The sequence below is a fragment of the Mycolicibacterium litorale genome, assembly GCF_010731695.1.
Classification (GTDB): Bacteria; Actinomycetota; Actinomycetes; order Mycobacteriales; family Mycobacteriaceae; genus Mycobacterium; species Mycobacterium litorale.
The window spans coordinates 5174624-5198831 of record NZ_AP022586.1 but is presented as its reverse complement, the minus strand read 5'-3'; the positions used below and the strand labels follow the sequence as shown (position 1 = coordinate 5198831).

Here is a 24208-nt window from a genome sequence, read left to right as displayed (position 1 = left end):
ACCCGCCGGGACGGCATGCGTACAACACCGCCCTGGACCCCAAGACTAGAACGTGTTACAACCGGGTGGAACCAGCGGGGGCCGCAAGGCCCGCGCCAAGCGGCACAGTGAGGACGACGGCGATGCGTATCGGCTACACCCCCGAGCAGGAGGAGCTGCGCCGCGAATTGCGGTCGTACTTCGCCAAACTCATGACGCCCGAGCGGGCCGAGGCGCTGGCGTCCAACGACGGGGAGATGGGACGCGGCAACGTCTACCGTGAGACCGTCGCGCAGATGGGCAAGGACGGCTGGCTGACGCTGTCGTGGCCCAAGGAGTTCGGCGGTCAGGCCCGCCCGCCGATGGACGGGCTGATCTTCAACGACGAGGCCGCGATCGCGAACGTGCCGGTGCCGTTCCTGACGATCAACAGTGTCGCGCCGACGATCATGGCGTTCGGCACCGAGGAACAGAAGAAGTTCTTCCTGCCCAAGATCGCTTCCGGCGACCTGCATTTCTCGATCGGCTACTCGGAACCGGGCGCGGGCACCGACCTGGCCGCCCTGCGCACCACCGCGGTGCGCGACGGCGACGACTACGTCATCAACGGCCAGAAGATGTGGACCAGCCTGATCGCGTACGCGGACTACGTGTGGCTCGCGGTGCGCACCAACCCCGAAGCCAAGAAACACCGCGGCATCTCGATGCTGATCGTGCCGACCACCGCCGAGGGCTTCTCGTGGACGCCGGTGCACACGATGTCCGGGGTGGACACCAGCGCCACCTACTACCAGGACGTGCGGGTGCCGGTGTCGAGTCTGGTCGGCGAGGAGAACGCCGGCTGGAAGCTGGTCACCAATCAGCTCAACCACGAGCGCGTGGCGCTGGTGTCGGCGCAGCCGATCTTCACCGCACTCGACGGTGTCCGTGAGTGGGCGCAGAACACCAAGGACTCCCACGGCCGCCGGCTCATCGACTCGGAGTGGGTGCAGCTCAACCTGGCCCGCGTGCACGCCAAAGCCGAAGTGCTCAAGCTGATCAACTGGGAGCTGGCCTCCACCGAGGCGGCGCCCTCCCCGGCGGACGCGTCTGCCGCGAAGGTGTTCGGCACCGAGCTCGCCACCGAGGCCTACCGCCTGCTGATGGAGGTCTTGGGCACCGCGGCCACGTTGCGTCCCGGCTCCCCCGGCGCGCTGCTGCGCGGTCGCGTCGAGCGGATGCACCGGTCCTGCCTCATCCTCACGTTCGGCGGCGGCACCAACGAGATCCAGCGCGACATCATCGGCATGGTCGCGCTCGGTCTGCCCCGGGTCAACCGGTAGGGAAGAGGGAATTTCGCATGGACTTTTCAACGACCGAAGCCGCCGACGATCTCGGCGGACTGGTCCGCACCATCACCGAGTCGGTGTGCACCCCTGAGCATCAGCGGGAACTCGACGGGTTCGAGCAGAGGTTCGACCGCGAGCTGTGGCGGAAACTGATCGACGCCGACGTGCTGTCCACGACGGCGCCGGAAGCGTTGGGCGGCGGCGGGTTCGGCGTGCTCGAGGAGGTGGCCGTCCTCGTCGCGCTGGGCCGCCAGCTGTCCGCGGTCCCGTATCTGGAGTCCGTGGTGCTCGGCGCGGGCGCGCTGGCGGCCTTCGGCACTGCTGGGCTGCAGCAGGATTGGGCGGCGCCTGCCGTGACCGGGGCGAAGGTGCTGACCGTCGCGCTCGAAGGCGAGATGGGTCAGGGACCGGTGCAGGCTGCGTCTTCAGGGCCAGACGGTCATGGCTACCGGTTGAGCGGGTCCCGCACGCTGGTGCCCTTCGGCCCCGTCGCCGATGCCTTCCTGGTTCCCGCCGAGACCGAGGGCGCAGTGAAGGTCTTCCTGGTGACCGCAGAAGACACCGGTGTGTCGGTGAGCGCGCTGGACACCACGGGCCACGGCAGCGTGGGGCACCTGGAACTCTCCGGTGTCGAGGTGGACGCCGCCCGCGTCGTCGGTGACGCCGAGGTGCTGGCGTGGTTGACGGCGCGTCACCACCTCGCCCGCGCGGCCTATCAGCTCGGTGTGCTCGAGCGCGCGCTGGAGCTGACCGCCACCTATGCCCGTGAGCGCGAACAGTTCGACCGCCCCATCGGCAGCTTCCAGGCGGTCTCGGCGCGGCTCGCCGACGGGTACATCGACATCAAGGGTCTGCGGATGACGCTGACCCAGGCGGCCTGGCGCGTCTCGGAGGGGCTGCCCGCCGACATCGACGTAGCGAGTGCGGCGTTCTGGGCGGCCGAGGCCGGCCACCGCGTCGCGCACACGGCGGTGCACGTGCACGGCGGCGTCGGGATCGACACCGACCACCCGATCCACCGGTACTTCCTGGCGGCCAAGCAGACCGAGTTCGCGGTCGGCGGCGCGACGGGCCAGCTGCTTCGCATCGGCCGCGAACTGGCCGACACCCCGGTGTGACGGTGATTTCGGAACCCACCGTCGCAAACCTGTTGGCGCCGTTGATCGACGTCGACGACCGGGGGGTCTACGCCGGCGACGAGTTCGTCTGCTGGCGCGACCACATCCGGTCCGCGGCGTCGGTGGCCGCGGCGCTGCGGGCCCGGCTCTCGCCGGACGAACCGCCGCACGTGGGCGTGCTGCTGGGCAACACACCCTTCTTCTCCAGCGTGCTGGTCGCGGCCGCGCTCGCCGGCCTGGTGCCGGTGGGGCTGAACCCGACGCGGCGAGGTGCGGCGCTGGCGCGCGACATCGCCCGCGCCGACTGTCAGGTGGTGCTCGCCGACGACGGCGCCCACGTGCCCGACGGCGTCGACTTCATCGACGTCGAATCCCCGCAGTGGCGAGACGAATTGGCGGCCCACCGCGACGCGCCGGTGCGATTCGCCGGCCCGGATCCCGACGACCTGTTCATGCTGATCTTCACCTCCGGGACGAGCGGCGAACCCAAGGCCGTGCGGGTGACGCACGAGAAGGTGGCGTTCCCCGGGCGGATGCTCGCCGACCGGTTCGGGCTCGGCCCGTCGGACACCTGCTACCTGGCGATGCCGCTGTTCCACTCCAACGCGGTGATGGCCGGGTGGGCCGTCGGGGTGGCAGCGGGCGGATCGCTGGCGCTGCGCCGCAAGTTCTCGGCGTCGCAGTTCATCCCCGACGTCCGCCGCTACGGCGCGACCTACGCCAACTACGTGGGCAAGCCGCTGTCCTACATTCTGGCGACCCCGCCGCGCGACGACGACGCGGACCATCCGCTGAAGATCCTGTACGGCAACGAAGGTGCGCCGCGTGATCTCGAGCGGTTCGCGCGCCGGTTCGACGTCAAGGTCGTCGACGGTTTCGGGTCGACCGAGGGTGGGGTGGCGATCGCCAGAACGCCCGACACCCCCGAGGGGTCCCTCGGTCCACTCACCGACGACGTCGCGATCGTCGACGTCGACACCGGCGCGCGGTGTGCGCCGGGACAGGTCGGCGAACTCGTCAACCCCAACGGGCGAGGACAGTTCCGCGGCTACTACAACGACCCCGCCGCCGAGGCCGAACGGATGGCCGGGGGGATGTACCACAGCGGGGATCTGGCCTACTGCGACGAGAGCGGATTCATCTACTTCGCGGGCCGTCTCGGCGACTGGATGCGGGTGGACGGGGAGAACCTCGGCACAGCGCCGATCGAGCGGATCCTGCTGCGCCACAACGACGTCGTCGAGGTGGCGGTCTACCCTGTGCCGGATCCGGCGGTGGGTGACCGGGTGATGGCGGCGCTCGTCTTGCGACCGGAGGCCGAGTTCGACCCCGAGAAGTTCGAGGCATTCCTCGCCGAGCAGTCCGATCTGGGACCCAAGCAGTGGCCGTCGTTCGTCCGCGTCAGCGCGACCCTGCCGCGCACCGAGACGTTCAAGGTACTCAAGCGGCACCTGTCGGCCGAAGGCACCGACTGCGCCGATCCGGTCTACCCGATCCGGCGCTGATCCTCGCGGTGGTGGAGGAAAGGTCCCCGCCACACCTGCGGCCGGAACCGGCGCACCGCCTGCTCGACACGCGCGGCCGCCGGGCCGTACGGCGACACCGTGAAGCGGTAGCAGCCTGCCGACAGGCCCACCGCCGGTGGGGCGACCTCCTGCCAATCGCCACTCAGTCGAGGGTGGCCGTGGATGCGGGCGGTGTCCATCAGGTAGACCTCCAGCCCAGCGAGGCGCCGCGTCGTCCCGCCGCGATGGGTGCCGGCGTACGCGCCGAAGCCGACCGCGGCGATCTCGTGCCAGGCGATCGTGTCGACGCGCTTGCCGTCGAAGGGGTGGATGCCCTCGGTGTCCACCTCGATTCCCATGCCGCGCAACACCTTCGGCACGCGCCAGCACACCCAGAGGAATGGGACGGCGAGCAGTGCGCTGACCACTGCCAGCATGACCTGCTCGCCCCGGTTGTAACCGCCGCGGAACGCGGAGATCAGCGGGAACAGCCACAGGAGTGCGGTGACCGCAACCATGAACACCGCCAGCCCGGGGGTCCATTTGGTCAGCACGATCCGTTCGGAGGCTGTCATGGCGCAACGGTAACGTTGCCGATGTGGGGTACCGCGAGTTGGCACCGCCGCCCCGGCTCCGCGAGCTGGTCGAGTGCGAATGGACGCGCACCGGGCCCGCCGAACCCGCCCGGATCCTTCCGGACGGCTGCATGGACCTCATCTGGATGGAGGGCCGGTTCGTCGTCGCGGGGCCGGACTCATCGGCGTATCTCAGCGCGTCGGCGGCAGAACCGATCGGCGGGTTGCGCTTCCGCCCCGGCGTCCTGCCGCGGCTGCTCGGCGTCCCGGCACATCACCTGCGCAACACCAGGATCCCGCTCGCAGACGTCCGCACCGTTCGGGGCCGGTCCCTCGTCGACATCGCCGTCGCCCTCGCTGCCGGCGAGCCGCGCAGCGAGACCGCACCGTGGCCGTTGCCGGTGCTCGACCGGGTCACCGCGCGACTGGCCTCGGGCGCCGCGGTCTCGGCCGTCGCGCGGGAGGCCGGCTGGTCGGAGCGGTCGCTGCAGCGCCAGTGCGCCGCGGTGTACGGCTACGGCCCGGCCACGCTGCGGCGAATCCTGCGGTTCCGGCGCGCGATGGGGCTGCTCGGGGAGGGTCTGCCTGCCGCGCGGGTCGCGGCCCGTGCAGGCTATGCCGATCAACCCCATCTGTACCGCGAGGTGCGTGCTCTCGCCGGGGTGCCGCTCGGTCAGCTCGCCAGGGGCGCGAACAGATCCACCCAGTTGCCGTCCGGGTCTGACACCGTCGCGTAGCGCTGGCCCCACGGCGCGTCGTACGGCGCCAAGGTGCCGTCGTGACCCGCCGCGGTCACGCGCGCGAACAATTCGTCCACCGCACCCGGCGAGTCCACACCGAGCGCCAGGGCCACCCGGCCCGCCCCACCCGGCGGAGTCCACCCGGGGTGCATCCCCGTGATCGTCTGCTCCGTGTCGAACGACAGCGTGTTGCCGCCGGGCAGTGCGACCACCACGTGTTCGCCGCCGTCGGGCACCGAAAGCCCGAGCAGTCGGTAGAACTCCAGGGAGCGGGCGAGATCGGCAGCGAAGACCTGGAAGACCGCGGAGGTCACGTTGATGTCCATACCCCGACGTTAGGCGCGCCGCCGTCCGTTGTCGTGAACGAATCGGACAGGCGTGCTGTCGGTACCGTCGACCGTGAGAAGTGTCGGACGATCGACCAGCGGCATCTGGAGGTAGCGCATGGACGTCTCGGGTTGGGTGTGGGGACTGACGATCGCCGGGATCGTCGGGCTCCTGGCGTTCGACTTCGTCTTCCACGTCCGCAAGGCGCACGTCCCGACCTTGAGGGAGGCGGCGGTGTGGTCGGCCCTCTACGTCGGCATCGCGGTGCTGTTCGGCGTGGGCGTGCTGATCTTCGGTGGGATGGACGCGGGTTCGGAGTACTTCGCCGGCTATGTGACCGAGAAGGCACTGTCGGTCGACAACCTGTTCGTCTTCCTGATCATCATGGCGAGCTTCCGCGTGCCCCGCGAAGACCAGCAGAAGGTGCTCCTGTTCGGGATCGTCTTCGCGCTGATCGCCCGTACCGGCTTCATCTTCCTCGGCGCCGCGCTGATCAACACGTTCGCCTGGGTCTTCTACCTGTTCGGCCTGATCCTGCTGCTCACCGCGGGCAACATGCTCAAGCCCGAAGGCGGCGAGGACTCACACAAGGCCGACAACTTCATCATCCGCATCGCCAAGAAGATCTTCCCCGCCACCGATCACTACGACGGCGACAAGCTGTTCACGATCGACGACGGCAAGCGGGTGATGACACCGATGCTGTTGGTGATGGTCGCCATCGGCGGCACGGACATCCTCTTCGCCCTCGACTCCATCCCGGCGATCTTCGGCCTCACCCAGAACGTCTTCATCGTCTTCACGGCGACGGCGTTCTCCCTGCTGGGCCTGCGGCAGCTCTACTTCCTCATCGACGGTCTGCTCGACCGGCTCATCTACCTGGCCTACGGCCTGGCCGCAATCCTCGCCTTCATCGGCGTGAAGCTGATCCTGCACGCGTTGCACGAGAACAACGTGCCGTTCATCAACGATGGCGAGCCCGTGCCGGTCGCCGAGATCAGCACCAGCCTGTCGCTGTCGGTGATCATCGGTGTGCTCGTCGTGACGGTGGCCGCCTCCCTGTTCAGCCGGAAAGGCAGGGCCCAGACGGCGATCAACAACGCCCGGCGCCACGCCACCGCCTACCTCGACTCGGAGTACACCCGCGACGCCGCCGAACGCGAACGCATCTTCGGCAAGCTGCTCGACGAGCGGGACCAGATCCTCGCGCTCGGCCCGAAGTACCGCCAGATGGTGCGCGACGAACCGGCGCTCATGGAGTTGCTCGACCGCGCGGCCGCCAAGCACGACGAAGCCGTCGACAGAGGACAGGCCGAGCCGTTCACCCGGAAGGGGCTGACCTCCTGATCAGCCCTCGCGAATGCCGTCCAGTCGCTTGGACGCGTCTTCGAAACCCGACACCAGTTCGGCGATGATGTCGGCCACGGGCCGGATCTCGTTCATCCGCCCGACGATCTGACCGACCGGCATCGACACCGTGTCCGGGTTGTCCGACTCGTTCATCCGCTGATGCGCCTCGCTGACGAGGATGTTCTGCAGCGGCATCGGCAGGGGCTCCGGCGCGTCGGGGGCGTCCCACGCCTCGGTCCACTTCGTCTTCAGCAGCCGGGCCGGTTTGCCGGTGTAGATGCGGCGGCGGACGGTGTCGCTGGAGGTGGCGCGCAGCATCGCCTCCTGGATGGTGGACACCCCGCTCGGTTTGCGGTGGCCCAGGTCGTATTCCGCCGATGTGAGGAACGCCGAACCCATCCACACGCCGGAGGCGCCCAGTGCGAGTGCCGCCGCGACCTGGCGGCCGGTGCCTATACCACCGGCGGCGAGCACCGGCGCGCGGCCGTCGAGTGCGTCGACGATCTCCGGCCACAGCACCATGGAGCCGATCTCACCGGTGTGCCCGCCGGCCTCGTGGCCTTGGGCAACGACGATGTCAACGCCGTTGTCGACATGTCGTTGGGCGTGTTTGGCGCTGCCGGCCAGCGCCGCGACGGGCACCCCGGCTTCGTGCACCTGGTCGATGACGTCCTTCGGCGGGGAACCCAGCGCGTTGGCGATCAGCTTGATCGGATGCTTGAGCGCCACCTCGACATGGCTGCGGGCCACCGAGTGCAGCCACCCGAGGACGCCTTCGTTGCGGTCCTCGTCTTCGGGCAGTGGCGGCACACCCAGATCGGCGAGCGTCTTGTCCACGAATTCCCGATGGCTCTGCGGGATCAGCTTGTTGATGTCGACCGCGGTGCCCTCGGTGGGGATCTTCGCCGGCATGACGACGTCGACGCCGTAGGGCTTGCCGAGCGTGTTCTCGTCCATCCACTGCAGGACGTTCTCGAGGTCGTCGGCGTCGTTGAACCGCACACAACCCAGCACGCCCATCCCACCGGCGCGGGTGACGGCGGCGGCCACCTTCTCCGACGGGGTGAAGACGAAGATCGGGTAGTCGATTCCGAAGCGGTCACACAGTTCGGTACGCATGGCTATTTGGCTCCAACGTGATTGGCGTGGGTCTCGTCGGCCGGACGGGATTCGGTGTGGGCCTTCGCCCAGCGATAGTCGGGTTTTCCGGCGGGCGTGCGCTGGATCTCGTCGGCCCACCAGATCTTGCGCGGCACCTTGTACCCCGCGATCTCGTTGCGTATGAAGGCGTCGAGTTCGGCCAGCGACGGCGTGGCGCCCTCGCGGCGCTGGACCACGGCCGCGACGCACTGGCCGTACCGCTCGTCGGGCACACCGACCACCAGCGCGTCGAAGACGTCGGGATGGCCCTTGAGCGCCCCCTCGACCTCTTCGGGGTAGATCTTCTCGCCGCCGCTGTTGATCGACTGCGAGCCGCGGCCCAGCATCGTCACGCTGCCGTCCTCCTCGACGGTGGCGTAGTCACCCGGGATCGCGTACCGCACACCGTTGATCGTGCGGAACGTCTCGGCGGTCTTCTTCTCGTCCTTGTAGTAGCCGACCGGGATGTGGCCGGACTTGGCGATCATCCCCCGCACACCGCTGCCGGGTTTGACCGGGTTGCCGTCGTCGTCGATCACCGCGACGTTCTTGTCGATGGTGACGCGCGGACCGCCGGTGTGGGTTTGGCCCTTGGTGACGACGCTCGAACCGCCGAATCCCGTCTCCGACGAACCGATGGAGTCGGTGATGATCCGGTTGGGCAGCAGTTCGAGCAGTTGGTCCTTGAGGGCGGGTGAGAACAGTGCCGCGGTGCTGGCCAACAGGAACAGGTTCGACAGGTCGAACTCGTCACCGCTCTCCTGGTGGGCGACCAGCGCGTCGAGCAGTGGGCGCGCCATCGCGTCGCCGGTGAAGAACAGCAGGTTCACCTTGTGCTTGGCGCAGGTGCGCCACACCTCTTCGGGGTCGAACTCGGGCACCAGCACGACGGTCTGCCCGGCGAACAGCGCCATCCAGGTGGCCGACTGCGTCGCGCCGTGGATCATCGGCGGGATCGGGTAGCGGACCATCGGCGCGTTCTCGGCGGCCTGTTTGGCCAGACCGTACTCGTCGGCGATGGGCTCGCCGGTCGCGAAATCGGTGCCGCCGAACAGCACTCGGTAGATGTCCTCGTGGCGCCACATCACGCCCTTGGGGAAGCCGGTGGTGCCGCCGGTGTACAGCAGATAGATGTCGTCCTCGCTGCGCGGGCCGAAGTCACGTTCGGGCGAGCCCTGCTCCAGTGCGGAGTAGAACTCGACGCCGCCGTAGCTCGAGTAGTCCTCGCTGCTGCCGTCCTCGACCACGAGCACCGTCTTGACGTTCGGGGTCTCGGGCAGGACGTTGGCGACCCGGGGGCTGTACTGGCGCTCGTGGATCAGCGCGACCATGTCGGAGTTGTCGAACAGGTAGCGCAGTTCGCCCTCGACATAGCGGAAGTTGATGTTGACCAGAATGGCGCCGGCCTTGATGATGCCGACCATTCCGATCACGATCTCGATGCGGTTGCGGCAGTAGAGGCCGACCTTGTCGTCCTTCTTCACGCCGTTGTCCAACAGGTAGTGCGCCAGGCGGTTGGCCTTCTCCTCCAGCTCGCCGTAGGTCAGCGTTTCGTCGCCGCTGATGAGGGCGACACGGTCAGGCACGGCGTCGATGGCGTGCTCGGCAAGATCGGCAATGTTCAGGGCCACGGACCCAAATTAGAACGTGTTACATTTCCTGACAAGTCTGTGGCATCGATGCTGGAAGGCGGACGGTCTGTGAGCGATGTAGAAAATCCGGAGAAGGGCCCCGACGCCCTCGTTGAGCAGCGCGGACACACTCTGATCGTGACGCTGAATCGGCCCGAGGCCCGTAATGCGCTCTCGACCGAGATGCTTTCGATCATGGTCGAGGCGTGGGACCGCGTCGACAGCGATCCGGAGATCCGTTCGTGCATCCTCACCGGGGCGGGCGGTTACTTCTGCGCGGGGATGGACCTCAAGGCCGCCACCGCCAAACCGCCGGGCGACTCGTTCAAGGACGGCAGCTACGACCCCTCGCGCATCGACGGTCTGCTCAAGGGCCGCCGACTGACCAAACCGCTGATCGCGGCCGTGGAGGGTCCGGCGATCGCCGGTGGCACCGAGATCCTGCAGGGCACCGACATCCGCGTAGCCGGGGAGAGCGCCAAATTCGGTATCTCCGAGGCGAAGTGGAGTCTGTACCCGATGGGCGGGTCGGCGGTGCGCCTGGTGCGCCAGATCCCGTACACCATCGCTTGCGATCTGCTGCTGACCGGACGGCACATCACCGCCGCCGAAGCGCTGGAGTACGGGCTGATCGGTCACGTGGTGCCCGACGGCACGGCTCTGGACAAGGCGCTCGAGATCGCCGAGGTGATCAACAACAACGGTCCGCTCGCCGTGCAGGCGATCCTGCGGTCGATTCGCGAGACCGAAGGCCTGCACGAGAACGACGCCTTCAAGATCGACACCAAGATCGGTATCGAGGTGTTCCTGTCCGAGGACGCCAAGGAGGGCCCGCGGGCGTTCAAGGAGAAGCGGGCGCCGAACTTCAAGATGCGCTAGGACCCGGCTTCCTCGGCCGGCTGCGGGCCGCCCGGCGCACCGAGCGTGAACTCACTGCGAGAAACGAGCCAAAAAACTCGCAGCCGAGGCGCTCGGCGCGCCGGGACCTCAGCGGTGGTAGCCGAAGCCGTACGGGCGTGGCACGAAGAACGGCGGTGGTGCGTAGTACCGCCGCGGGGCGTAGAACCCGTGGCCCGGGTGATGCCGCCAGGGCCGGTACTCGGCGAACCCGGCGCCGACCGCGGTGATGCCCGCAGCGGGGACGGCCTGCGCGGACGACACCGCGGCCTGGGCCGCCCCACTCCCCATGCCGAGCGATGCGGCGAGGACTCCCCCGCACAACATCACGCCACCGACCGCCCGACGCACACGTTGCGTGTGATCAGCATTCATCTTTCGCTCCTTCATCGCTGACAACTGGCGATGACAAAAGCGTCGGCTCCCACCATGCGGTCCGGGTGGGAAAGGGGTGGGAGGTGGCTGTCAGTCGAGCACGCGCGCCGTCGGCGTGAACACCACCGGCATGGCCTCCGGACCGCTGACGAAGTTCGCCGGCCGCAGCGGGACGGCGGTGTCGTCGGCGAGCCGCAGGTCCGGCAGCCGCTGCAGCACCTTCGTCAGCATCAGCCGCAACTCCAACCGGGCCAGCTGATTACCGAGGCAGAAGTGCGTGCCGAACCCGAATGCCACATGGCTGTTGGGGTTTCGGTCGATGCGAAAGCTGTCCGGGTCGCCGAACACCGACTCGTCGAAGTTCGCCGACTCGAACATCAGCATGATCTTCTCGCCCGACTTCAGCTCGGTGCCGTGGAATTCGGTGTCGGCGGTCAGCGTGCGACACATGTTCTTCACCGGAGACGTCCAGCGCAGCATCTCCTCGATCGCGCCCGGCAGGAGTTCGGGATCGTCGACCAGTCGCTCCCATTGATCGCGATGCCGCAGGATCTGCTCGGTCCCGCCGGACAGCGTGTGCCGCGTCGTCTCGTCGCCGCCGATCAGGATGAGCAGCGTTTCGAAGACGATCTCGTCGTCGGTCATCCGAGAGCCCTCGACCTCGGCGTTGACCAGGACGGAGAACAGGTCGTCGGTCGGCTCGGCCCGGCGCTTGGCGATGACGTCCATCGTGAACGCGGTGTACGCGGCGAACGTGTCCATCAGCTTCTGGATCACCAGGTCGTCGACGTGCGAACTCAACCCGCACACCAGGTCGTCCGACCAGGTGAGCAGCATCTCGCGTTCCTCGGGCAGTACGCCGAGCATGTCGCCGATCACGGCCATGGGCAGCGGTGCGGCGATGTCCCGGACGAAGTCGCACTCCCCGCGTTCGCACACGGCGTCGATCAGCGTGTCGCACAGGCGCTCGATCGAGGGCACCTTGTCCATCACGCGCTTGCGGGTGAAGCCGGAGTTGACGAGTTTGCGGCGCAGCAGGTGCGCGGGGTCGTCCATGTCGATCATGTACGGCATCCCGGGCTGGTCGGGCCGGATGCCACCGGTCGACGAGAACAGCTCCGGGTTGCGCTCGGCATCGAGGACGGCCTGGTACGTCGCCGCCGCCGCCAGTCCGTTGCGGTCACGGAACACCGGTTGGTTGGCCCGCATCCAGCGGTACGCCTCACGCGCGGCCGGCCCGTCGGCGTAGAAGGTGCCGTCGGTCAGGTCGACGTCGGGTTTGGTGGAAAGCACCTGTGTCATCGAATCTCCTGCGCATCACCGAATGTCATCTCGACATTGGCAGACGCCTGGCTGGCGATGGCGCGTTTCGGCAAACCGAGCGCGGCGAGTTCCCGCGCGTACGGGTGATCACCGAGGCGAAGCCGGGCACCGCCGAGCCGCGCCGACATCCCGGTGTTGCGCATCTCCCACGGGATCTCGCGGGTCACGCCGTCCAGACAGCTGAAGGTCTTGAGCACCTGCGGCCGCGCGGTGACCGCCGACGGGATCGGCACCCCGCGGCCGAATTCGATGCCCGCCACCAGTTTGCCGTCGACGGTGACGTCGAAGTCGAACGTCGGCGTCTCACGGACCTTGAAGTCGGCCATCACCTTCGGGAAGCCCCAGATGCGGCGGCCCGCCTCGAGCGTGAAGGTCTGGTCGACGGGTAGGTGGTGGATGAACGCTGCCGCGGAGGCCAGCGCACGCGGACCCTTCGCCTCCGAACCCGGCGGGTTGACCATGACGGCCGTGCCGAACTCGTGGTACTGCCCGAGGTCGCCGTCGACGTAGCGCACCAGCATCAGCATGACGACCGTGCGGCCGGGCAGGTATTCGCACACCCGCAGCCCGGAGTAGTCGATCATCCGCTGGGCGGCGGGTGCGGCGACGGAGAACATCGCGACGTGGGTGTTGGCTTTGCGGATGCGCACCGGCATGGTGAGCACGGTGTCCTGGATCGTGTGTTGCGAGGTGGATGAGCGCTCGCGCGAAGACCCTGAGGCGGTGGTGTCCGTCATCCGGTCAATCTAGAACGTGTTCTAGACAACTCGCAAGAAGTGTCTACACCAGCCCGGCGAGCTCCCGGACCTGCTCTGCCGTGCGGGCGCTGACCACCATCATCGTCACCCCGGCGGCCTCCCAGACCTTGATCTGCTCCCGCACGTAGTCGACGTCACCGACGATGGCGGCGTCGTCGACGAGTTCGTCGGGGATCACCTTGGCCGCCTCGTCCTTGCGGTTGCTGCGGAACAGCCTCGTGACGTCCTCGACCACCTCGGCGTAGCCCATCCGGCGATACACGTCGGCGTGGAAGTTGGTGTCCTCGGCGCCCATTCCGCCCATGTACAGCGCGAGGAACGGCTTCATCATCTCGAAGGTCGCCGCGCGGTCGTCGGTGATGACGACCTGGGCGGTCGCGCAGATCTCGAAATCCTCGCGGCTGCGGCGGGCGCCCGGGCGAGCGAAGCCCTCGTCGAGCCAGGAGTTGTAGGTATCGGCCATCCGCGGGGTGTAGAAGATCGGCAGCCAGCCGTCGCAGATCTCGGCGGCCAGCGCGACGTTCTTCGGCCCTTCGGCGCCCAGCATGATCGGGATGTCGGCACGCAACGGATGGGTGATCGGTTTGAGCGCCTTGCCCAGCCCGGTGGTGCCCTCGCCGGTCAGCGGCAGCGGGTAGTGCGGACCGTCGCTGGTCACCGGAGCCTCGCGGGCCCACACCTGACGCAGGATGTTGACGTATTCGCGGGTGCGGGCCAGCGGCTTCGGGAAGCGCTGCCCGTACCAGCCCTCGACCACCTGCGGCCCGGAGACGCCGAGTCCGAGGATGTGGCGCCCGCCGGAGAGATGGTCGAGCGTCAGCGCCGCCATCGCGCACGCGGTCGGGGTGCGTGCCGACAGTTGGATGACCGAGGTGCCCAGCCGCATTCGCTGCGTCGACGACCCCAGCCAGGCCAGCGGTGTGTATGCGTCCGAACCCCACGCCTCCGCGGTGAAGACGGTGTCGAACCCCGCCTCCTCGGCGGCCGCGACGAGTTCGGCGTGGTTGGTCGGGGGCTGTGCGCCCCAATACCCGAGCTGGAGTCCGAGCTTCATCGCGTTGCCTTCCCTAGCCTGCCTAGACGGTCCCTTGAAACCATAGTTAGAACCTGTTCTACTTTGTGCTGTGACCGCCAGCCAAAGCAGCCCGGCGCTGATCGAGACGCATGAACCGCCCCTCTCGGCGCCATTGAAGTTGTCCTTCGACTACACCCGTTCGGTCGGGCCACTGCTCGGCCAGTTCTTCACCGCACTGCGCGAGAAGCGCATTGTCGGCGTGCGGGGCTCCGACGGACGCGTACACGTGCCGCCGGCCGAATACGACCCGGTGACCTACGAACGGTTGACGGAGATCGTACCGGTGGCCGCTGTCGGCACCGTGGTGTCCTGGACGTGGCAGCCCGAACCCCTCGAGGGTCAGCCGCTGCAGCGTCCGTTCGCCTGGGCGCTGATCAAACTCGACGGCGCCGACACCCCCTTGCTGCACGCGGTCGACGCGGGCGAGCGGGACAACATCAGCACCGGTGCGCGGGTGCACGCACACTGGGTCGACGAACCCGTCGGCGCGATCACCGACATCGCTTTCTTCCGGCTTGGCGATGAAGAAGAAGCCGCGGAACCGGAGGGCGAACCGTCCGACAAGGACCCGGTGACGATGCTGGTGGTGCCCAGTGCCATCGAGATCCAGCACACCGCGTCGGCGCCGGAGAGCACGTTCCTGCGCGCGCTGCAGGACGGCAAGCTGCTGGGTGCGCGCACCGGGAAAGACGGCAAGCTTTATTTCCCTCCGCGCGAAGCGGATCCGGCCACCGGCCGGCCCACCACCGAGTTCGTCGAACTACCGGACCGGGGCACGGTGACGACGTTCGCGATCATCAACATCCCGTTCGCCGGCCAGCGCATCAAACCGCCCTACGTCGCGGCCTACGTCCTGCTCGACGGCGCCGACATCCCGTTCCTGCATCTGGTCACCGAGATCGAGGCCGACCAGGTGCGCATGGGCATGCGGGTCGAGGCGGTGTGGAAGCCCCGCGAGGAGTGGGGGCTGGGCATCGACAACATCAGCCATTTCCGGCCGACGGGTGAGCCCGACGCCGAATACGACACCTACAAGCATCACCTGTAGAGAGGCCACCCCCAGATGACAGAGATCGCAGTGGTGGGCTTCGCGCACGCACCGCACGTGCGCCGCACCGAGGGCACCACCAATGGCGTCGAGATGTTGATGCCGTGTTTCGCCGAACTGTACGAAGACCTCGGCATCAGCAAGGCCGACATCGGCTTCTGGTGCTCGGGATCCTCGGATTACCTTGCTGGACGAGCATTCTCGTTCATCTCGGCGATCGACTCGATCGGTGCTGTCCCGCCGATCAACGAATCGCACGTCGAGATGGACGCCGCGTGGGCGCTGTACGAGGCTTACATCAAGATCCTCACCGGCGAGGTGGAGACCGCGCTGGTGTACGGCTTCGGCAAGTCCAGCGCCGGCACACTGCGCCGGGTGCTGGCTCTGCAGACCGACCCCTACACCGTCGCGCCGCTGTGGCCGGATTCGGTGTCGATCGCGGGCCTGCAGGCCAGGCTGGGCCTGGATGCCGGCAAGTGGACCGCCGAGCAGATGGCGCAGGTCGCGCTGGACTCCTTCGCCGTCAGCGGGCGGACGGATTCGGAGAAGCCGGCCACGAGCATCGACGAACTCCTCGAGCGGCCGTACTTCGCCGAACCCCTGCGCCGTCACGACATCGCTCCCATCACCGACGGTGCATCGGCGATCGTGCTGGCCGCCGGCGACCGGGCCCGCGAGATGCGCGAGAACCCCGCCTGGATCACGGGTTTCGAGCACCGCATCGAGACCCCGATCCTGGGCGCCCGCGATCTGACCACCTCACCGTCGACCGCCGTGTCCGCGCAGGCCGCCACCGGCGGCGACACCGGTTCCATCGACGTGGCCGAGATCTACGCGCCGTTCACTCACCAGCACCTCATCCTCAAAGAGGCGATCGGGCTGTCGGATTCGACGACGATCAACCCGTCCGGCGGCACGCTGGCCGCCAATCCGATGTTCTCCGCGGGCCTCGAGCGCATCGGCTTCGCCGCCCGCCACATCTTCGACGGCTCGGCACAGCGGGTACTCGCCCACGCCACGAGCGGCCCTGCGCTGCAACAGAACCTGGTCGCGGTCCTCGAGGGACGGGACGGCAAGAACGGCTGATGAGCGCTCGCGCGAAGAGGAGAAGATGATGGCGAAGAACAAGGCAGCGGTGCTGGGCACCGGCCAGACGAAGTACGTCGCCAAGCGTCAGGACGTGTCGATGAACGGCCTGGTGCGCGAGGCCATCGACAGGGCGCTGGCCGATTCCGGCCTCACGATGGACGACATCGACGCGGTGGTGCTCGGCAAGGCGCCGGACTTCTTCGAGGGCGTCATGATGCCCGAGCTGTTCCTCACCGACGCCGTCGGCGCCACCAACAAGCCGATGATCCGGGTGCACACCGCCGGATCGGTGGGTGGCTCGACCGCGGTGGTGGCCGCCAGCCTGGTGCAGTCCGGCAAGTACCGCCGGGTGCTGGCGATGGCGTGGGAGAAGCAGTCGGAGTCGAACGCCATGTGGGCGTTGAGCATCCCGGTGCCGTTCACCAAGCCGGTCGGCGCCGGCGCCGGCGGCTACTTCGCACCGCACGTGCGGGCCTACATCCGCCGGTCGGGCGCCCCGACGCACATCGGCGCCATGGTGGCGGTCAAGGACCGGCTCAACGGCGCGAAGAACCCGCTGGCCCACCTGCATCAGCCCGACATCACGCTGGAGAAGGTGCTGGGCTCGCAGATGCTGTGGGACCCGATCCGCTTCGACGAGACGTGCCCGTCGTCCGACGGCGCCTGTGCGCTGGTGATCGGCGACGAGGAGACCGCGGATTCCCGGGTGGCCGAGGGACACCCGGTGGCGTGGATCCACGCCACGGCGCTGCGCACCGAACCGCTCGCCTACGCCGGTCGCGACCAGGTGAACCCGCAGGCGGGCCGAGACGCGGCCAAGGCGCTGTGGGCCGCGGCAGGGATCAAGAGCCCGATCGACGAGATCGACGTCGCCGAGATCTACGTCCCGTTCTCCTGGTTCGAACCGATGTGGCTGGAGAACCTCGGCTTCGCCGCCGAGGGCGAGGGGTGGAAGCTGACCGAGGCCGGCGAGACGGCGATCGGCGGCCGGTTGCCGGTCAACCCGTCCGGCGGTGTGCTGTCGTCGAATCCGATCGGCGCCTCCGGCATGATCCGCTTCGCCGAGGCCGCGATCCAGGTCATGGGCAAGGCCGGTGAGCACCAGGTCGAGGGCGCACGCAAGGCGCTCGGCCACGCGTACGGCGGTGGTTCCCAGTACTACTCGATGTGGGTCGTGGCCAGCGACAAAGCCGCCGACGAACAGTGACCATGAAGTACACGGTCAGCATCGCGATGGGCCCTGTCGATGAGTTGGTCGAGATCGCCAGGACCGCAGAAGAAGTCGGCTTCGACGCGATCGCGCTGCCGGATTCGCTGTTCTACATGGAGAAGCAGGCCGCCGACTATCCGTACACCCCCGACGGTTCGCGGATGTGGAACGCCGACACGCCGTGGGTGGATCCGCTGATCGCCGCCGCGGCGATGGGTGCGGTCACCTCGACGCTGCGGTTCTACACCAACGTGATGAAGCTGGGCTCGCGCAACCCGCTGCTGCTGGCCCGCCAGGTCGGCTCGGTCGCGAACCTGACCCGCAACCGGTTCGGGTTCGGTGTCGGGATCGGCTGGGCGCCGGAGGAATTCGAGTGGTGCGGGGTACCATTCGCGCGGCGCGGCAAACGGGTCGACGAGATGATCGAGGTCATCCGGCTCGTGCTGGCCGGCGGCATGGTCGAGTTTCACGGCGAGTTCTTCGACTTCGACCGGCTGCAGATGAGCCCGGCCCCGTCGGAGCCGGTGCCGTTCTATGTCGGCGGCCACACCGACGTCGCGCTCAGACGTGCGGCGCGGGTGGGTGACGGCTGGACCAGCGCGATGATGACCGGTGCGCAGTTGGCCGAGACGATCGGCAAGCTCAACGCGCTGCGCGCCGAATTCGGTCGCGACCGTGAGCCGTTCGAGTACCAGGCGGTGTGCATCGACAAGTTCGGCGTCGACGGTCACCGCGAACTCGCCGACGCCGGGGTCACCGACAACATCGTGATCCCGTGGATGTTCGACGGGCTGAGTTTCGACGCCCCGCTGGACAAGAAGAAAGATTCGATGAAGCGGTTCGCCGACACCTACATCCATTCGGGGTGGCAGCAGACGTAGCTTCGGCCTGGGCCGAGACGAGCCCCTAGCGCGTCACCCGGTCCACCACCGCGGTGGCGAGTCCGAACACCATGCGCTTGCCGCGTCTGGCGGCGTCGGCGAGCACGCTGTGCCGGTGCGGTGTCAACGCCACCTCGTCGCCGACATTCACCGCACCGCCGGAGTCGACCCAGCAGTAGCTGCCCAGACATCGATCCGCCCGCTCGGCGACCGCCCTGGTGATCCTGCGGTCGACCTCGAGGCCGGCCTGAGCTCGGCTCGGGATCACACAGCGGATGGTCGGCATGGTCACCTCGAGCACCACCCCGCCGAGCGTGAGGTGCCCGCCCGTCCAGTGCGACTCGGGGAGTCCGTCGCCCGGGTCGTCCACGTCGAGCAGCACGTTGGGGCGGAAGCGGCGAACGTCGAGCGCGGCCTCGCCCAGCTCGGCGCCGATGGTCGCCAGGCTGGCGGTGCTCATCACGTGGACCGGCGCCAGGTCGACGAACATCCCCGGCGGTGTCGAGTACCGTGCGAGCAGCGTCAGGTCCGAGATCCGCATCATCGACAGATCGGGCAGCTTCTGCCCGTCGGCGATCCCGAAATCCGAGCGCAATGACGCGATCGGCGAGTTGGCGGGGTCCGTCGGGCGCAGCCGGTGCAGGCTGGTGTCGGACGCGGGCGGCAGCGCGGTCAGCCGCATCTCGCGGCCGGCGAGTTCGGACAGTTTGGCGTGCACCGCGGGATCGTCCGAGCGCAGCACGGTGCCGTCCGGGAAGGTGATCTCGACGTCCGGCGCGTTTCCCGGACCGGCATCGGCCGCGATCGGCGCGCAGTATCGCGCCGTGGCGGTCAGCAACACCGGCAGCCGGCGCGCGGTGGCGGTGATGTCGCGCTCGACGTCACGCACCGCCCACAGCCGGTCGCCGTGCACCCCACGCGGACCGAACTCCAGCTGCTCGAGTGCCTCGCCACCGAGTGACTTGACGGGATATCGCCACAGCGCCGCCACCTGACCGACTCGCATCGTCCTACCGTACGGCCGCGGCCCTGCCGCAATCGACGATTCCCGGCCACCACGGGCGGGTATGCGCGACCAGGGGGTCACGAAGTGCACAAACGCCGCTGTCACACAGCAATGAGGTCGTCGTCCGCCGCCGTGCTCGTGGCGTCGACGTGCGCGGTGCTGCTCGGATGCGAAGCCCTCGGCGCCGCCCGGAGCCGGCCAGCCGGTGTCCACTGCCCCACCGCTGACGGCCGCTCCGACCACCGCGCGGACCGAATCCGGAAGCGACGACGCCGACTACAGCCACCTGCTCCTGGCGGCTGCCGACATCAGCGACGACGAGGACGTCTTCTCCATGCGGTCGACGACGCTGAATCCCGGCGGCTTGCCGGGTGCCAGCGTGCTGTTCGTGAACGCCGAGGACACCCGCGCGGTCTCGGACACCATCGCGATCTACCCCGACGCGCCGACCGCGACCAGCACCCTGCGACAGGCGCTGTCCGAGGTGGGCAAGGTCGTCGTCGGCGGTGTTCCGCGTCCGGCGCCGGTCGGCACCGACGGCACGATGGTCGTCGGTATGTCCGCCGATGGCACGAAGGCCGCCACCCTGCTGCTGTTCACTCACGGCCCGGCGCTGGTCAGGCTGCAGTTCGAGAGCGCACCCGGCGACGCGACCACCGACGAGTACGTCATCGCGGTCGGGAAGATGCAGCAGATCGCACTTCGGACGGGGCTGGCGCCGCGGAGATGACGGCCGTTCAGGATGTCGGCCGGACGGGTATGCGGCAGGTCACGCGCGAATTATTGCGAGAGCAGCGGAGCAAACTGTAACGTGTTCTAGTTAGAGGGCCGGATCTCGAGGCCAGGACTTTGGAGGCGACAGGTGACCACCGACACCGCCCACAGCGGCATCCGCGAAATCGACACCGGAACGCTGCCTGACCGCTACGCCAGGGGATGGCACTGCCTCGGACCGGTCAAGGACTACGTCGACGGCAAACCGCACTCGGTGGAGGCTTTCGGCACCAAGCTGGTCGTGTTCGCCGATTCCAAGGGCGACGTCAAGATCCTCGACGGCTACTGCCGGCACATGGGCGGGGATCTGTCCCAGGGCACCGTCAAGGGCGACGAGGTGGCCTGCCCGTTCCACGACTGGCGCTGGGGCGGCGACGGGAAGTGCAAGCTCGTGCCCTACGCCAAGCGGACCCCGCGGCTGGCCCGAACCCGCGCCTGGACCACCGACGTGCGTAGCGGTCTGTTGTTCGTCTGGCACGACCACGAGGGCAACCCGCCGCCGCCGGAGGTGCGCATCCCGGAAATCCCGGAGTTCGCCAGCGACGAGTGGACCGACTGGCGGTGGAACTCGATCCTCATCGAGGGCGCCAACTGCCGCGAGATCATCGACAACGTCACGGACATGGCGCACTTCTTCTACATCCACTTCGGGCTGCCGACGTACTTCAAGAACGTGTTCGAGGGGCACATCGCCAGCCAGTACCTGCACAACGTGGGCCGCCCCGACGTCAACGACATGGGCACCACCTACGGGGAGGCCCACCTCGACTCCGAGGCGTCGTACTTCGGCCCGTCGTTCATGATCAACTGGCTGCACAACAACTACGGCGGCTACAAGGCCGAGTCGATCCTCATCAACTGCCACTACCCGGTCACGCAGGATTCGTTCGTGCTGCAGTGGGGAGTCATCGTCGAGAAGCCCAAGGGCATGGACGAGAAGATGACCGACAAGCTGTCGCGGACGTTCACCGACGGCGTCAGCAAGGGCTTCCTGCAGGACGTGGAGATCTGGAAGCACAAGACCCGCATCGACAATCCGCTGCTGGTCGAAGAGGACGGGGCGGTCTACCAGCTCCGCCGGTGGTATCAGCAGTTCTACGTCGACGCCGCCGATGTGACGCCGGAGATGACCGACCGCTTCGAGATCGAGGTCGACACCACCGCGGCCAACGAGTACTGGAACAGCGAGGTCGAAGAGAACCTCAAGCGGCGCGAGGCCGAGAAAGCCGAACAGCCGACGTCATGACCTCACCGGAGGAGCAGGAGGCCGAGGTCGACCGGTTGGCCCGGTCGATGCTCCTGCTGCACGGCGCCCATGACGACGACGACCACCCGGAGCCGTCGACCGGTGGCCGCAAGAGCTGGTCGAAGGCGCCGACGTTCCCCGACGACGATCCGCGGGCGGTCGCGGTTCGCGAGGCCACCCGGCGGGACCGTGAGCGCTACCTGAACTCCGGTCTGGTGTCGGTGGACTGCCGGTTCTGCCATGTCGCGGTGATGGTCAAGAAGCTCGGACGCGGCCACACGTCGGTGCAGTGGAACTCGGAGGCCTCGCAGCGCTGTGCGCACTTCTCCGAGATCCGCGAGGCGGGCGGCCAGCCGGCCCGTACCCGGGCCTGCCCGAAACTGGCCGACAGCATCAAACACGCTGTGGCCGAGGGGTGTCTGGAGGAGAGCTCCACCGCCCCCTCCCCCGGCGACGGCTGACACGATCCGGCACGCGTGGCCGGCACTCGGCGGCATCGCCGGCGTGGTGACGCTGCTGTGCGCCACGGGGTGCGCGTCGCAGCAGCCCCTGCTCGAGGACTCGTTCGCCGGCGACGACGCATCGAGCTGGGTGGTGACCAGCGGCACGCTGCTCCACGACCGCGGGGAAGGTTGGACCGGGATACCCGATGACGGTCGCGGCGAGGGCGACACCGGCTCCGCGGTGTTCCGAATGGTCTCGGTACGACGCGATTTCACCGACATCGACGTATCGCTGCGGCTCGACGTCGAGCGGTTGGTCACGACCGCGCGGACGCCCGCCCAGCATTTCGACGGCGCGCACATCTGGGTGCGCTACCAGTCCGAGCGGCAGCTGTACGCGGTCAGCGTGGACCGCCGGGATGCGACGATGATCATCAAGAAGAAGTGCGCGGGCGGCGAATCCAACGGCGGCCGCTACCTCGACCTCAGCGCCGTCGTCCCGGACGCACCGATACCGTTCGGTCGCCGGCAGCAGATCTCGGTTGCGGTGCGGGATCAGCCGGACGGGTCCGTCATGATCTCAGCGGACCGCGACGGTCACACCGTGACGGCGATCGACAGCGGCGTGGGGTGCCCGCCGCTGCGCGCGGGCGGCGTCGGGATCCGCGGTGACAACGCCGAACTGCGCTTCGACGATCTACGCGTGACAGAGGCCGACTGAGGGCCGCTCACCCACGAACCGGACGACCCACTCCCGCTTGCACATTCGGCAGTTCCGGGCCCGCGGTGACCGATAGGTTCGTGAAGACCGGCCACGGCGCCGACTCCGTCATCCGTGAGCTGCTCAGTCCGATGCCGCCGTACGCGCCGGGGCCTCCGGCGGCCGGAACCGTCACCCGGACCGAGCCGTCGACGACGATGTCGATCGCGGTCGGCGACACCCGCATTGCCACCGTGTGCGCGTCACGGCGCGCCAGGGGCAGCTGCTCGACCACCCTCGGCTTCGCCCCGAGGCCGATCGACACCCGCAGGTAGTCCGCGCTCACCTGGGTCGAGACCTCCTCGCCGGTGCCGACGCGGGCGATCAGCGCGGCGTTCTCCACTCCGCGGGCGGACAACCCGCGCACGGTGGCCGATGCGGTGTAGGAAGCCCAGTCCGCCGTGGCCTGACGGCCGTACGCGATGCCCGACCATCGCCCAGGGCCACGCATCCGCACCCGGTCGCCCTCGGCGGTGACCGCTGCCGGCGTGTCGTCACTGAGCTCGGTCCACAGGTCCGGGCGCCGCGACGGTGGCGCCTGCGCAGGCGTGACGGGGGTGTGCGCCCGCACCGCGGTGAGCAGGTCGTCGACGGTGGAGTCCAGGGTCAGCTCGATCCGTCCGGTCATCCCGACGGCGGCCGCGCGGGCGCCGGCCGGCAGCGGTTGCGGCGGAGCGTTGTTGAAGGCATCCACGAAGAATTCATGGATGACCCTCATCGCGACGGCCGCGGCCCGCGGATCGCTCGATTCGGCGTTGTCGCTGAACCCCTCGGAGAACGGGAAGGCGAACAACGTCGGTCGCGGCAACCCGTGGTCGACGATGTCCTGCACCGAACCGCGCAGATCTCTCCGGATCTTGGTCTCGAACTCCTCGAGGGTCTCGAGCCGGTTCTTCCCCGGAAGCCAGCGGCGGTGCGTCATCTCGGAGGCGAGCGCTCCGGCGGCGTCGACCGGTAAGCGTGCGTGCATCTTTCGCGTGTGGGACTGGAAATCCCACCGGCCCGACTGCGCCATCCGCTCGATCTCCTGCCACGACAGGTAATACGGGCGATTCGCGCCGACGTTGCCGGTGATGAGGAACGACACCGCGTGCATCTGATGGCGTTCGAGGATCTTGTCCGCGTGTGTCCACAGACCGTGTGTGCCGTCGTCGAAGGTGATCAGCACCGACCGCTCCGGCACCACACCGCCGGCGAGGTAGTCGACGTACTGATCGGAGGTGAGCGAGGTGTAGCCGGCGGCGCGCAGCGCGGCGAGCTGCGCATCGAAAGCCTCGGGGGTGACGACGAAGTGGTGACGCGGATACTCCCCGGAGTGCGGCTCCTCGTCGTCGGGCTCGATCGGCCGCACGTCGTGGTAAGCGAGTACGACCGGCGGTGTGCGACCGGGCAATTCGGAGCGCAGGACGCGCGCGAAGGTGTCCTCGTCGGCCGCCAGTACGACGGCCGGTGTCGAGAACTGTTCACTCACCTGCAGTCCCAGCACATGCAGATACCAGGCCACGCCGAACGGGGTGGCGATCAGCGCGGCCGTGAGGAGTGCGAACAGCACGCGCAGCGATACCCGCCGGAGCAGCGTCACCAGAATGTCCCGTTCGTCAGCACGACCAGGAAGATCAGGACACCCACG

Annotated in this window: 24 protein-coding genes; 14 read left to right on the top strand and 10 right to left on the bottom strand. The window is 68.2% G+C overall.

Annotated elements, in window-relative coordinates; genetic code table 11:
* Positions 1–122 precede the first annotated feature (122 nt).
* From G6N30_RS24950 to fadD17, 3 genes are read left to right on the top strand one after another with little or no spacing between them, the layout of a single operon-like run.
* On the top strand, positions 123–1301 hold the full coding sequence (locus G6N30_RS24950) for an acyl-CoA dehydrogenase (RefSeq protein ID WP_134056485.1): 1179 nt from the start codon (positions 123–125) through the stop codon (positions 1299–1301).
* A gap of 17 nt (positions 1302–1318) precedes the next feature.
* Positions 1319–2425: an acyl-CoA dehydrogenase family protein gene (locus G6N30_RS24945; protein WP_134056487.1), complete on the top strand. Its 1107-nt coding sequence runs from the start codon at positions 1319–1321 to the stop codon at positions 2423–2425.
* Positions 2426–2427: 2 nt separating this feature from the next.
* A complete protein-coding gene (gene fadD17 / locus G6N30_RS24940) occupies positions 2428–3930 on the top strand; it encodes a long-chain-fatty-acid--CoA ligase FadD17 (RefSeq protein ID WP_163687802.1) in 1503 nt (500 codons plus the stop codon).
* Here the strand turns inward: fadD17 and G6N30_RS24935 are convergent.
* Complete coding sequence (locus G6N30_RS24935) at positions 3912–4505, bottom strand: hypothetical protein (RefSeq protein ID WP_234880214.1); 594 nt, start codon at positions 4503–4505, stop codon at positions 3912–3914. The genes fadD17 and G6N30_RS24935 overlap by 19 nt on opposite strands.
* 23 nt (positions 4506–4528) lie before the next feature.
* Between G6N30_RS24935 and G6N30_RS24930 the strand changes: the two genes are divergently transcribed.
* Entirely contained in the window at positions 4529–5242 is a 714-nt protein-coding gene (locus tag G6N30_RS24930) for a helix-turn-helix domain-containing protein (protein ID WP_134056491.1), read from the top strand.
* Here the strand turns inward: G6N30_RS24930 and G6N30_RS24925 are convergent.
* Positions 5179–5571 carry a VOC family protein gene (locus G6N30_RS24925; protein WP_163687799.1) on the bottom strand — a complete coding sequence of 131 codons (393 nt, stop codon included), beginning with the start codon at positions 5569–5571 and terminating at the stop codon, positions 5179–5181. The genes G6N30_RS24930 and G6N30_RS24925 overlap by 64 nt on opposite strands.
* Positions 5572–5689: 118 nt before the next feature.
* Between G6N30_RS24925 and G6N30_RS24920 the strand changes: the two genes are divergently transcribed.
* Entirely contained in the window at positions 5690–6919 is a 1230-nt protein-coding gene (locus G6N30_RS24920) for a TerC family protein (RefSeq protein WP_134056493.1), read from the top strand.
* On the opposite strand, the gene G6N30_RS24915 is transcribed toward G6N30_RS24920, so the two are convergent.
* Both G6N30_RS24915 and G6N30_RS24910 read right to left on the bottom strand, forming a co-directional pair.
* Positions 6920–8041, bottom strand: a complete 1122-nt coding sequence (locus G6N30_RS24915) for an NAD(P)H-dependent flavin oxidoreductase (RefSeq protein WP_134056495.1) — start codon at positions 8039–8041, stop codon at positions 6920–6922. It lies immediately after the preceding gene.
* A 2-nt stretch (positions 8042–8043) separates the two neighbouring features.
* Positions 8044–9693, bottom strand: coding sequence for a medium/long-chain-fatty-acid--CoA/3-oxocholest-4-en-26-oate--CoA ligase (locus G6N30_RS24910; RefSeq protein ID WP_134056497.1), 1650 nt, complete (start codon positions 9691–9693; stop codon positions 8044–8046).
* Between the two features lie 48 nt (positions 9694–9741).
* On the opposite strand from G6N30_RS24910, the gene G6N30_RS24905 reads away from it, so the two are divergent.
* On the top strand, positions 9742–10572 hold the full coding sequence (locus tag G6N30_RS24905; RefSeq protein WP_134057496.1) for a crotonase/enoyl-CoA hydratase family protein: 831 nt from the start codon (positions 9742–9744) through the stop codon (positions 10570–10572).
* A gap of 108 nt (positions 10573–10680) precedes the next feature.
* Here the strand turns inward: G6N30_RS24905 and G6N30_RS24900 are convergent, their stop codons facing one another.
* The 4 genes from G6N30_RS24900 to G6N30_RS24885 form a co-directional block, all read right to left on the bottom strand.
* Complete coding sequence (locus tag G6N30_RS24900) at positions 10681–10965, bottom strand: hypothetical protein (protein ID WP_134056499.1); 285 nt, start codon at positions 10963–10965, stop codon at positions 10681–10683.
* Between the two features lie 90 nt (positions 10966–11055).
* Complete coding sequence (locus G6N30_RS24895) at positions 11056–12267, bottom strand: cytochrome P450 (RefSeq protein ID WP_134056501.1); 1212 nt, start codon at positions 12265–12267, stop codon at positions 11056–11058.
* Positions 12264–13025, bottom strand: a complete 762-nt coding sequence (locus G6N30_RS24890; RefSeq protein ID WP_134056503.1) for an acetoacetate decarboxylase family protein — start codon at positions 13023–13025, stop codon at positions 12264–12266. The genes G6N30_RS24895 and G6N30_RS24890 overlap by 4 nt, the downstream gene beginning before the upstream one ends.
* 43 nt (positions 13026–13068) lie before the next feature.
* Positions 13069–14100 carry an LLM class F420-dependent oxidoreductase gene (locus tag G6N30_RS24885; protein ID WP_134056505.1) on the bottom strand — a complete coding sequence of 344 codons (1032 nt, stop codon included), beginning with the start codon at positions 14098–14100 and terminating at the stop codon, positions 13069–13071.
* A gap of 70 nt (positions 14101–14170) precedes the next feature.
* On the opposite strand from G6N30_RS24885, the gene G6N30_RS24880 reads away from it, so the two are divergent.
* Genes G6N30_RS24880 through G6N30_RS24865 form a run of 4 tightly spaced genes read left to right on the top strand, consistent with a single transcriptional unit; the run spans position 14171 to position 18349 of the window.
* A complete protein-coding gene (locus tag G6N30_RS24880; protein WP_134056507.1) occupies positions 14171–15169 on the top strand; it encodes a Zn-ribbon domain-containing OB-fold protein in 999 nt (332 codons plus the stop codon).
* A gap of 15 nt (positions 15170–15184) precedes the next feature.
* Positions 15185–16255 carry a thiolase family protein gene (locus G6N30_RS24875; RefSeq protein ID WP_134056509.1) on the top strand — a complete coding sequence of 357 codons (1071 nt, stop codon included), beginning with the start codon at positions 15185–15187 and terminating at the stop codon, positions 16253–16255.
* Between the two features lie 28 nt (positions 16256–16283).
* A complete protein-coding gene (locus G6N30_RS24870) occupies positions 16284–17465 on the top strand; it encodes a thiolase family protein (RefSeq protein WP_134056511.1) in 1182 nt (393 codons plus the stop codon).
* A 2-nt stretch (positions 17466–17467) separates the two neighbouring features.
* Positions 17468–18349 (top strand): TIGR03619 family F420-dependent LLM class oxidoreductase, encoded by an 882-nt coding sequence (locus tag G6N30_RS24865; protein WP_134056513.1) that lies wholly within the window; start codon positions 17468–17470, stop codon positions 18347–18349.
* Positions 18350–18374: 25 nt separating this feature from the next.
* Here G6N30_RS24865 and G6N30_RS24860 read toward each other — a convergent pair whose 3' ends face one another.
* Entirely contained in the window at positions 18375–19355 is a 981-nt protein-coding gene (locus tag G6N30_RS24860; protein ID WP_179965523.1) for an MOSC domain-containing protein, read from the bottom strand.
* 205 nt (positions 19356–19560) lie between these two features.
* Between G6N30_RS24860 and G6N30_RS24855 the strand changes: the two genes are divergently transcribed.
* The 4 genes from G6N30_RS24855 to G6N30_RS24840 all read left to right on the top strand — a co-directional run bounded on the left by G6N30_RS24855 (position 19561) and on the right by G6N30_RS24840 (position 22539).
* Entirely contained in the window at positions 19561–20085 is a 525-nt protein-coding gene (locus G6N30_RS24855) for a hypothetical protein (RefSeq protein WP_234880215.1), read from the top strand.
* Positions 20086–20217: 132 nt separating this feature from the next.
* Positions 20218–21375 carry a 3-ketosteroid-9-alpha-monooxygenase, oxygenase component gene (locus G6N30_RS24850; protein WP_134056515.1) on the top strand — a complete coding sequence of 386 codons (1158 nt, stop codon included), beginning with the start codon at positions 20218–20220 and terminating at the stop codon, positions 21373–21375.
* Entirely contained in the window at positions 21372–21836 is a 465-nt protein-coding gene (locus tag G6N30_RS24845; protein ID WP_134056517.1) for a hypothetical protein, read from the top strand. The genes G6N30_RS24850 and G6N30_RS24845 overlap by 4 nt, the downstream gene beginning before the upstream one ends.
* 43 nt (positions 21837–21879) lie before the next feature.
* Positions 21880–22539, top strand: a complete 660-nt coding sequence (locus G6N30_RS24840) for a hypothetical protein (protein ID WP_234880216.1) — start codon at positions 21880–21882, stop codon at positions 22537–22539.
* Between the two features lie 7 nt (positions 22540–22546).
* Here the strand turns inward: G6N30_RS24840 and G6N30_RS24835 are convergent, their stop codons facing one another.
* Entirely contained in the window at positions 22547–24160 is a 1614-nt protein-coding gene (locus G6N30_RS24835) for a polysaccharide deacetylase family protein (RefSeq protein ID WP_234880217.1), read from the bottom strand.
* Positions 24161–24208: the final 48 nt, after the last annotated feature.

Coding starts and splice junctions, on each gene's coding strand:
- G6N30_RS24900 (WP_134056499.1), bottom strand. CDS start 10,965: ATGAATGCTGATCACACGCAACGTGTGCGTCGGGCGGTCGGTGGCGTG.
- G6N30_RS24920 (WP_134056493.1), top strand. CDS start 5,690: ATGGACGTCTCGGGTTGGGTGTGGGGACTGACGATCGCCGGGATCGTC.
- G6N30_RS24950 (WP_134056485.1), top strand. CDS start 123: ATGCGTATCGGCTACACCCCCGAGCAGGAGGAGCTGCGCCGCGAATTG.
- G6N30_RS24925 (WP_163687799.1), bottom strand. CDS start 5,571: ATGGACATCAACGTGACCTCCGCGGTCTTCCAGGTCTTCGCTGCCGAT.
- G6N30_RS24865 (WP_134056513.1), top strand. CDS start 17,468: ATGAAGTACACGGTCAGCATCGCGATGGGCCCTGTCGATGAGTTGGTC.
- G6N30_RS24935 (WP_234880214.1), bottom strand. CDS start 4,505: ATGACAGCCTCCGAACGGATCGTGCTGACCAAATGGACCCCCGGGCTG.
- G6N30_RS24870 (WP_134056511.1), top strand. CDS start 16,284: ATGGCGAAGAACAAGGCAGCGGTGCTGGGCACCGGCCAGACGAAGTAC.
- G6N30_RS24860 (WP_179965523.1), bottom strand. CDS start 19,355: ATGCGAGTCGGTCAGGTGGCGGCGCTGTGGCGATATCCCGTCAAGTCA.
- G6N30_RS24945 (WP_134056487.1), top strand. CDS start 1,319: ATGGACTTTTCAACGACCGAAGCCGCCGACGATCTCGGCGGACTGGTC.
- G6N30_RS24905 (WP_134057496.1), top strand. CDS start 9,742: ATGCTGGAAGGCGGACGGTCTGTGAGCGATGTAGAAAATCCGGAGAAG.
- G6N30_RS24915 (WP_134056495.1), bottom strand. CDS start 8,041: ATGCGTACCGAACTGTGTGACCGCTTCGGAATCGACTACCCGATCTTC.
- G6N30_RS24885 (WP_134056505.1), bottom strand. CDS start 14,100: ATGAAGCTCGGACTCCAGCTCGGGTATTGGGGCGCACAGCCCCCGACC.
- G6N30_RS24845 (WP_134056517.1), top strand. CDS start 21,372: ATGACCTCACCGGAGGAGCAGGAGGCCGAGGTCGACCGGTTGGCCCGG.
- G6N30_RS24890 (WP_134056503.1), bottom strand. CDS start 13,025: ATGACGGACACCACCGCCTCAGGGTCTTCGCGCGAGCGCTCATCCACC.
- G6N30_RS24875 (WP_134056509.1), top strand. CDS start 15,185: ATGACAGAGATCGCAGTGGTGGGCTTCGCGCACGCACCGCACGTGCGC.
- G6N30_RS24895 (WP_134056501.1), bottom strand. CDS start 12,267: ATGACACAGGTGCTTTCCACCAAACCCGACGTCGACCTGACCGACGGC.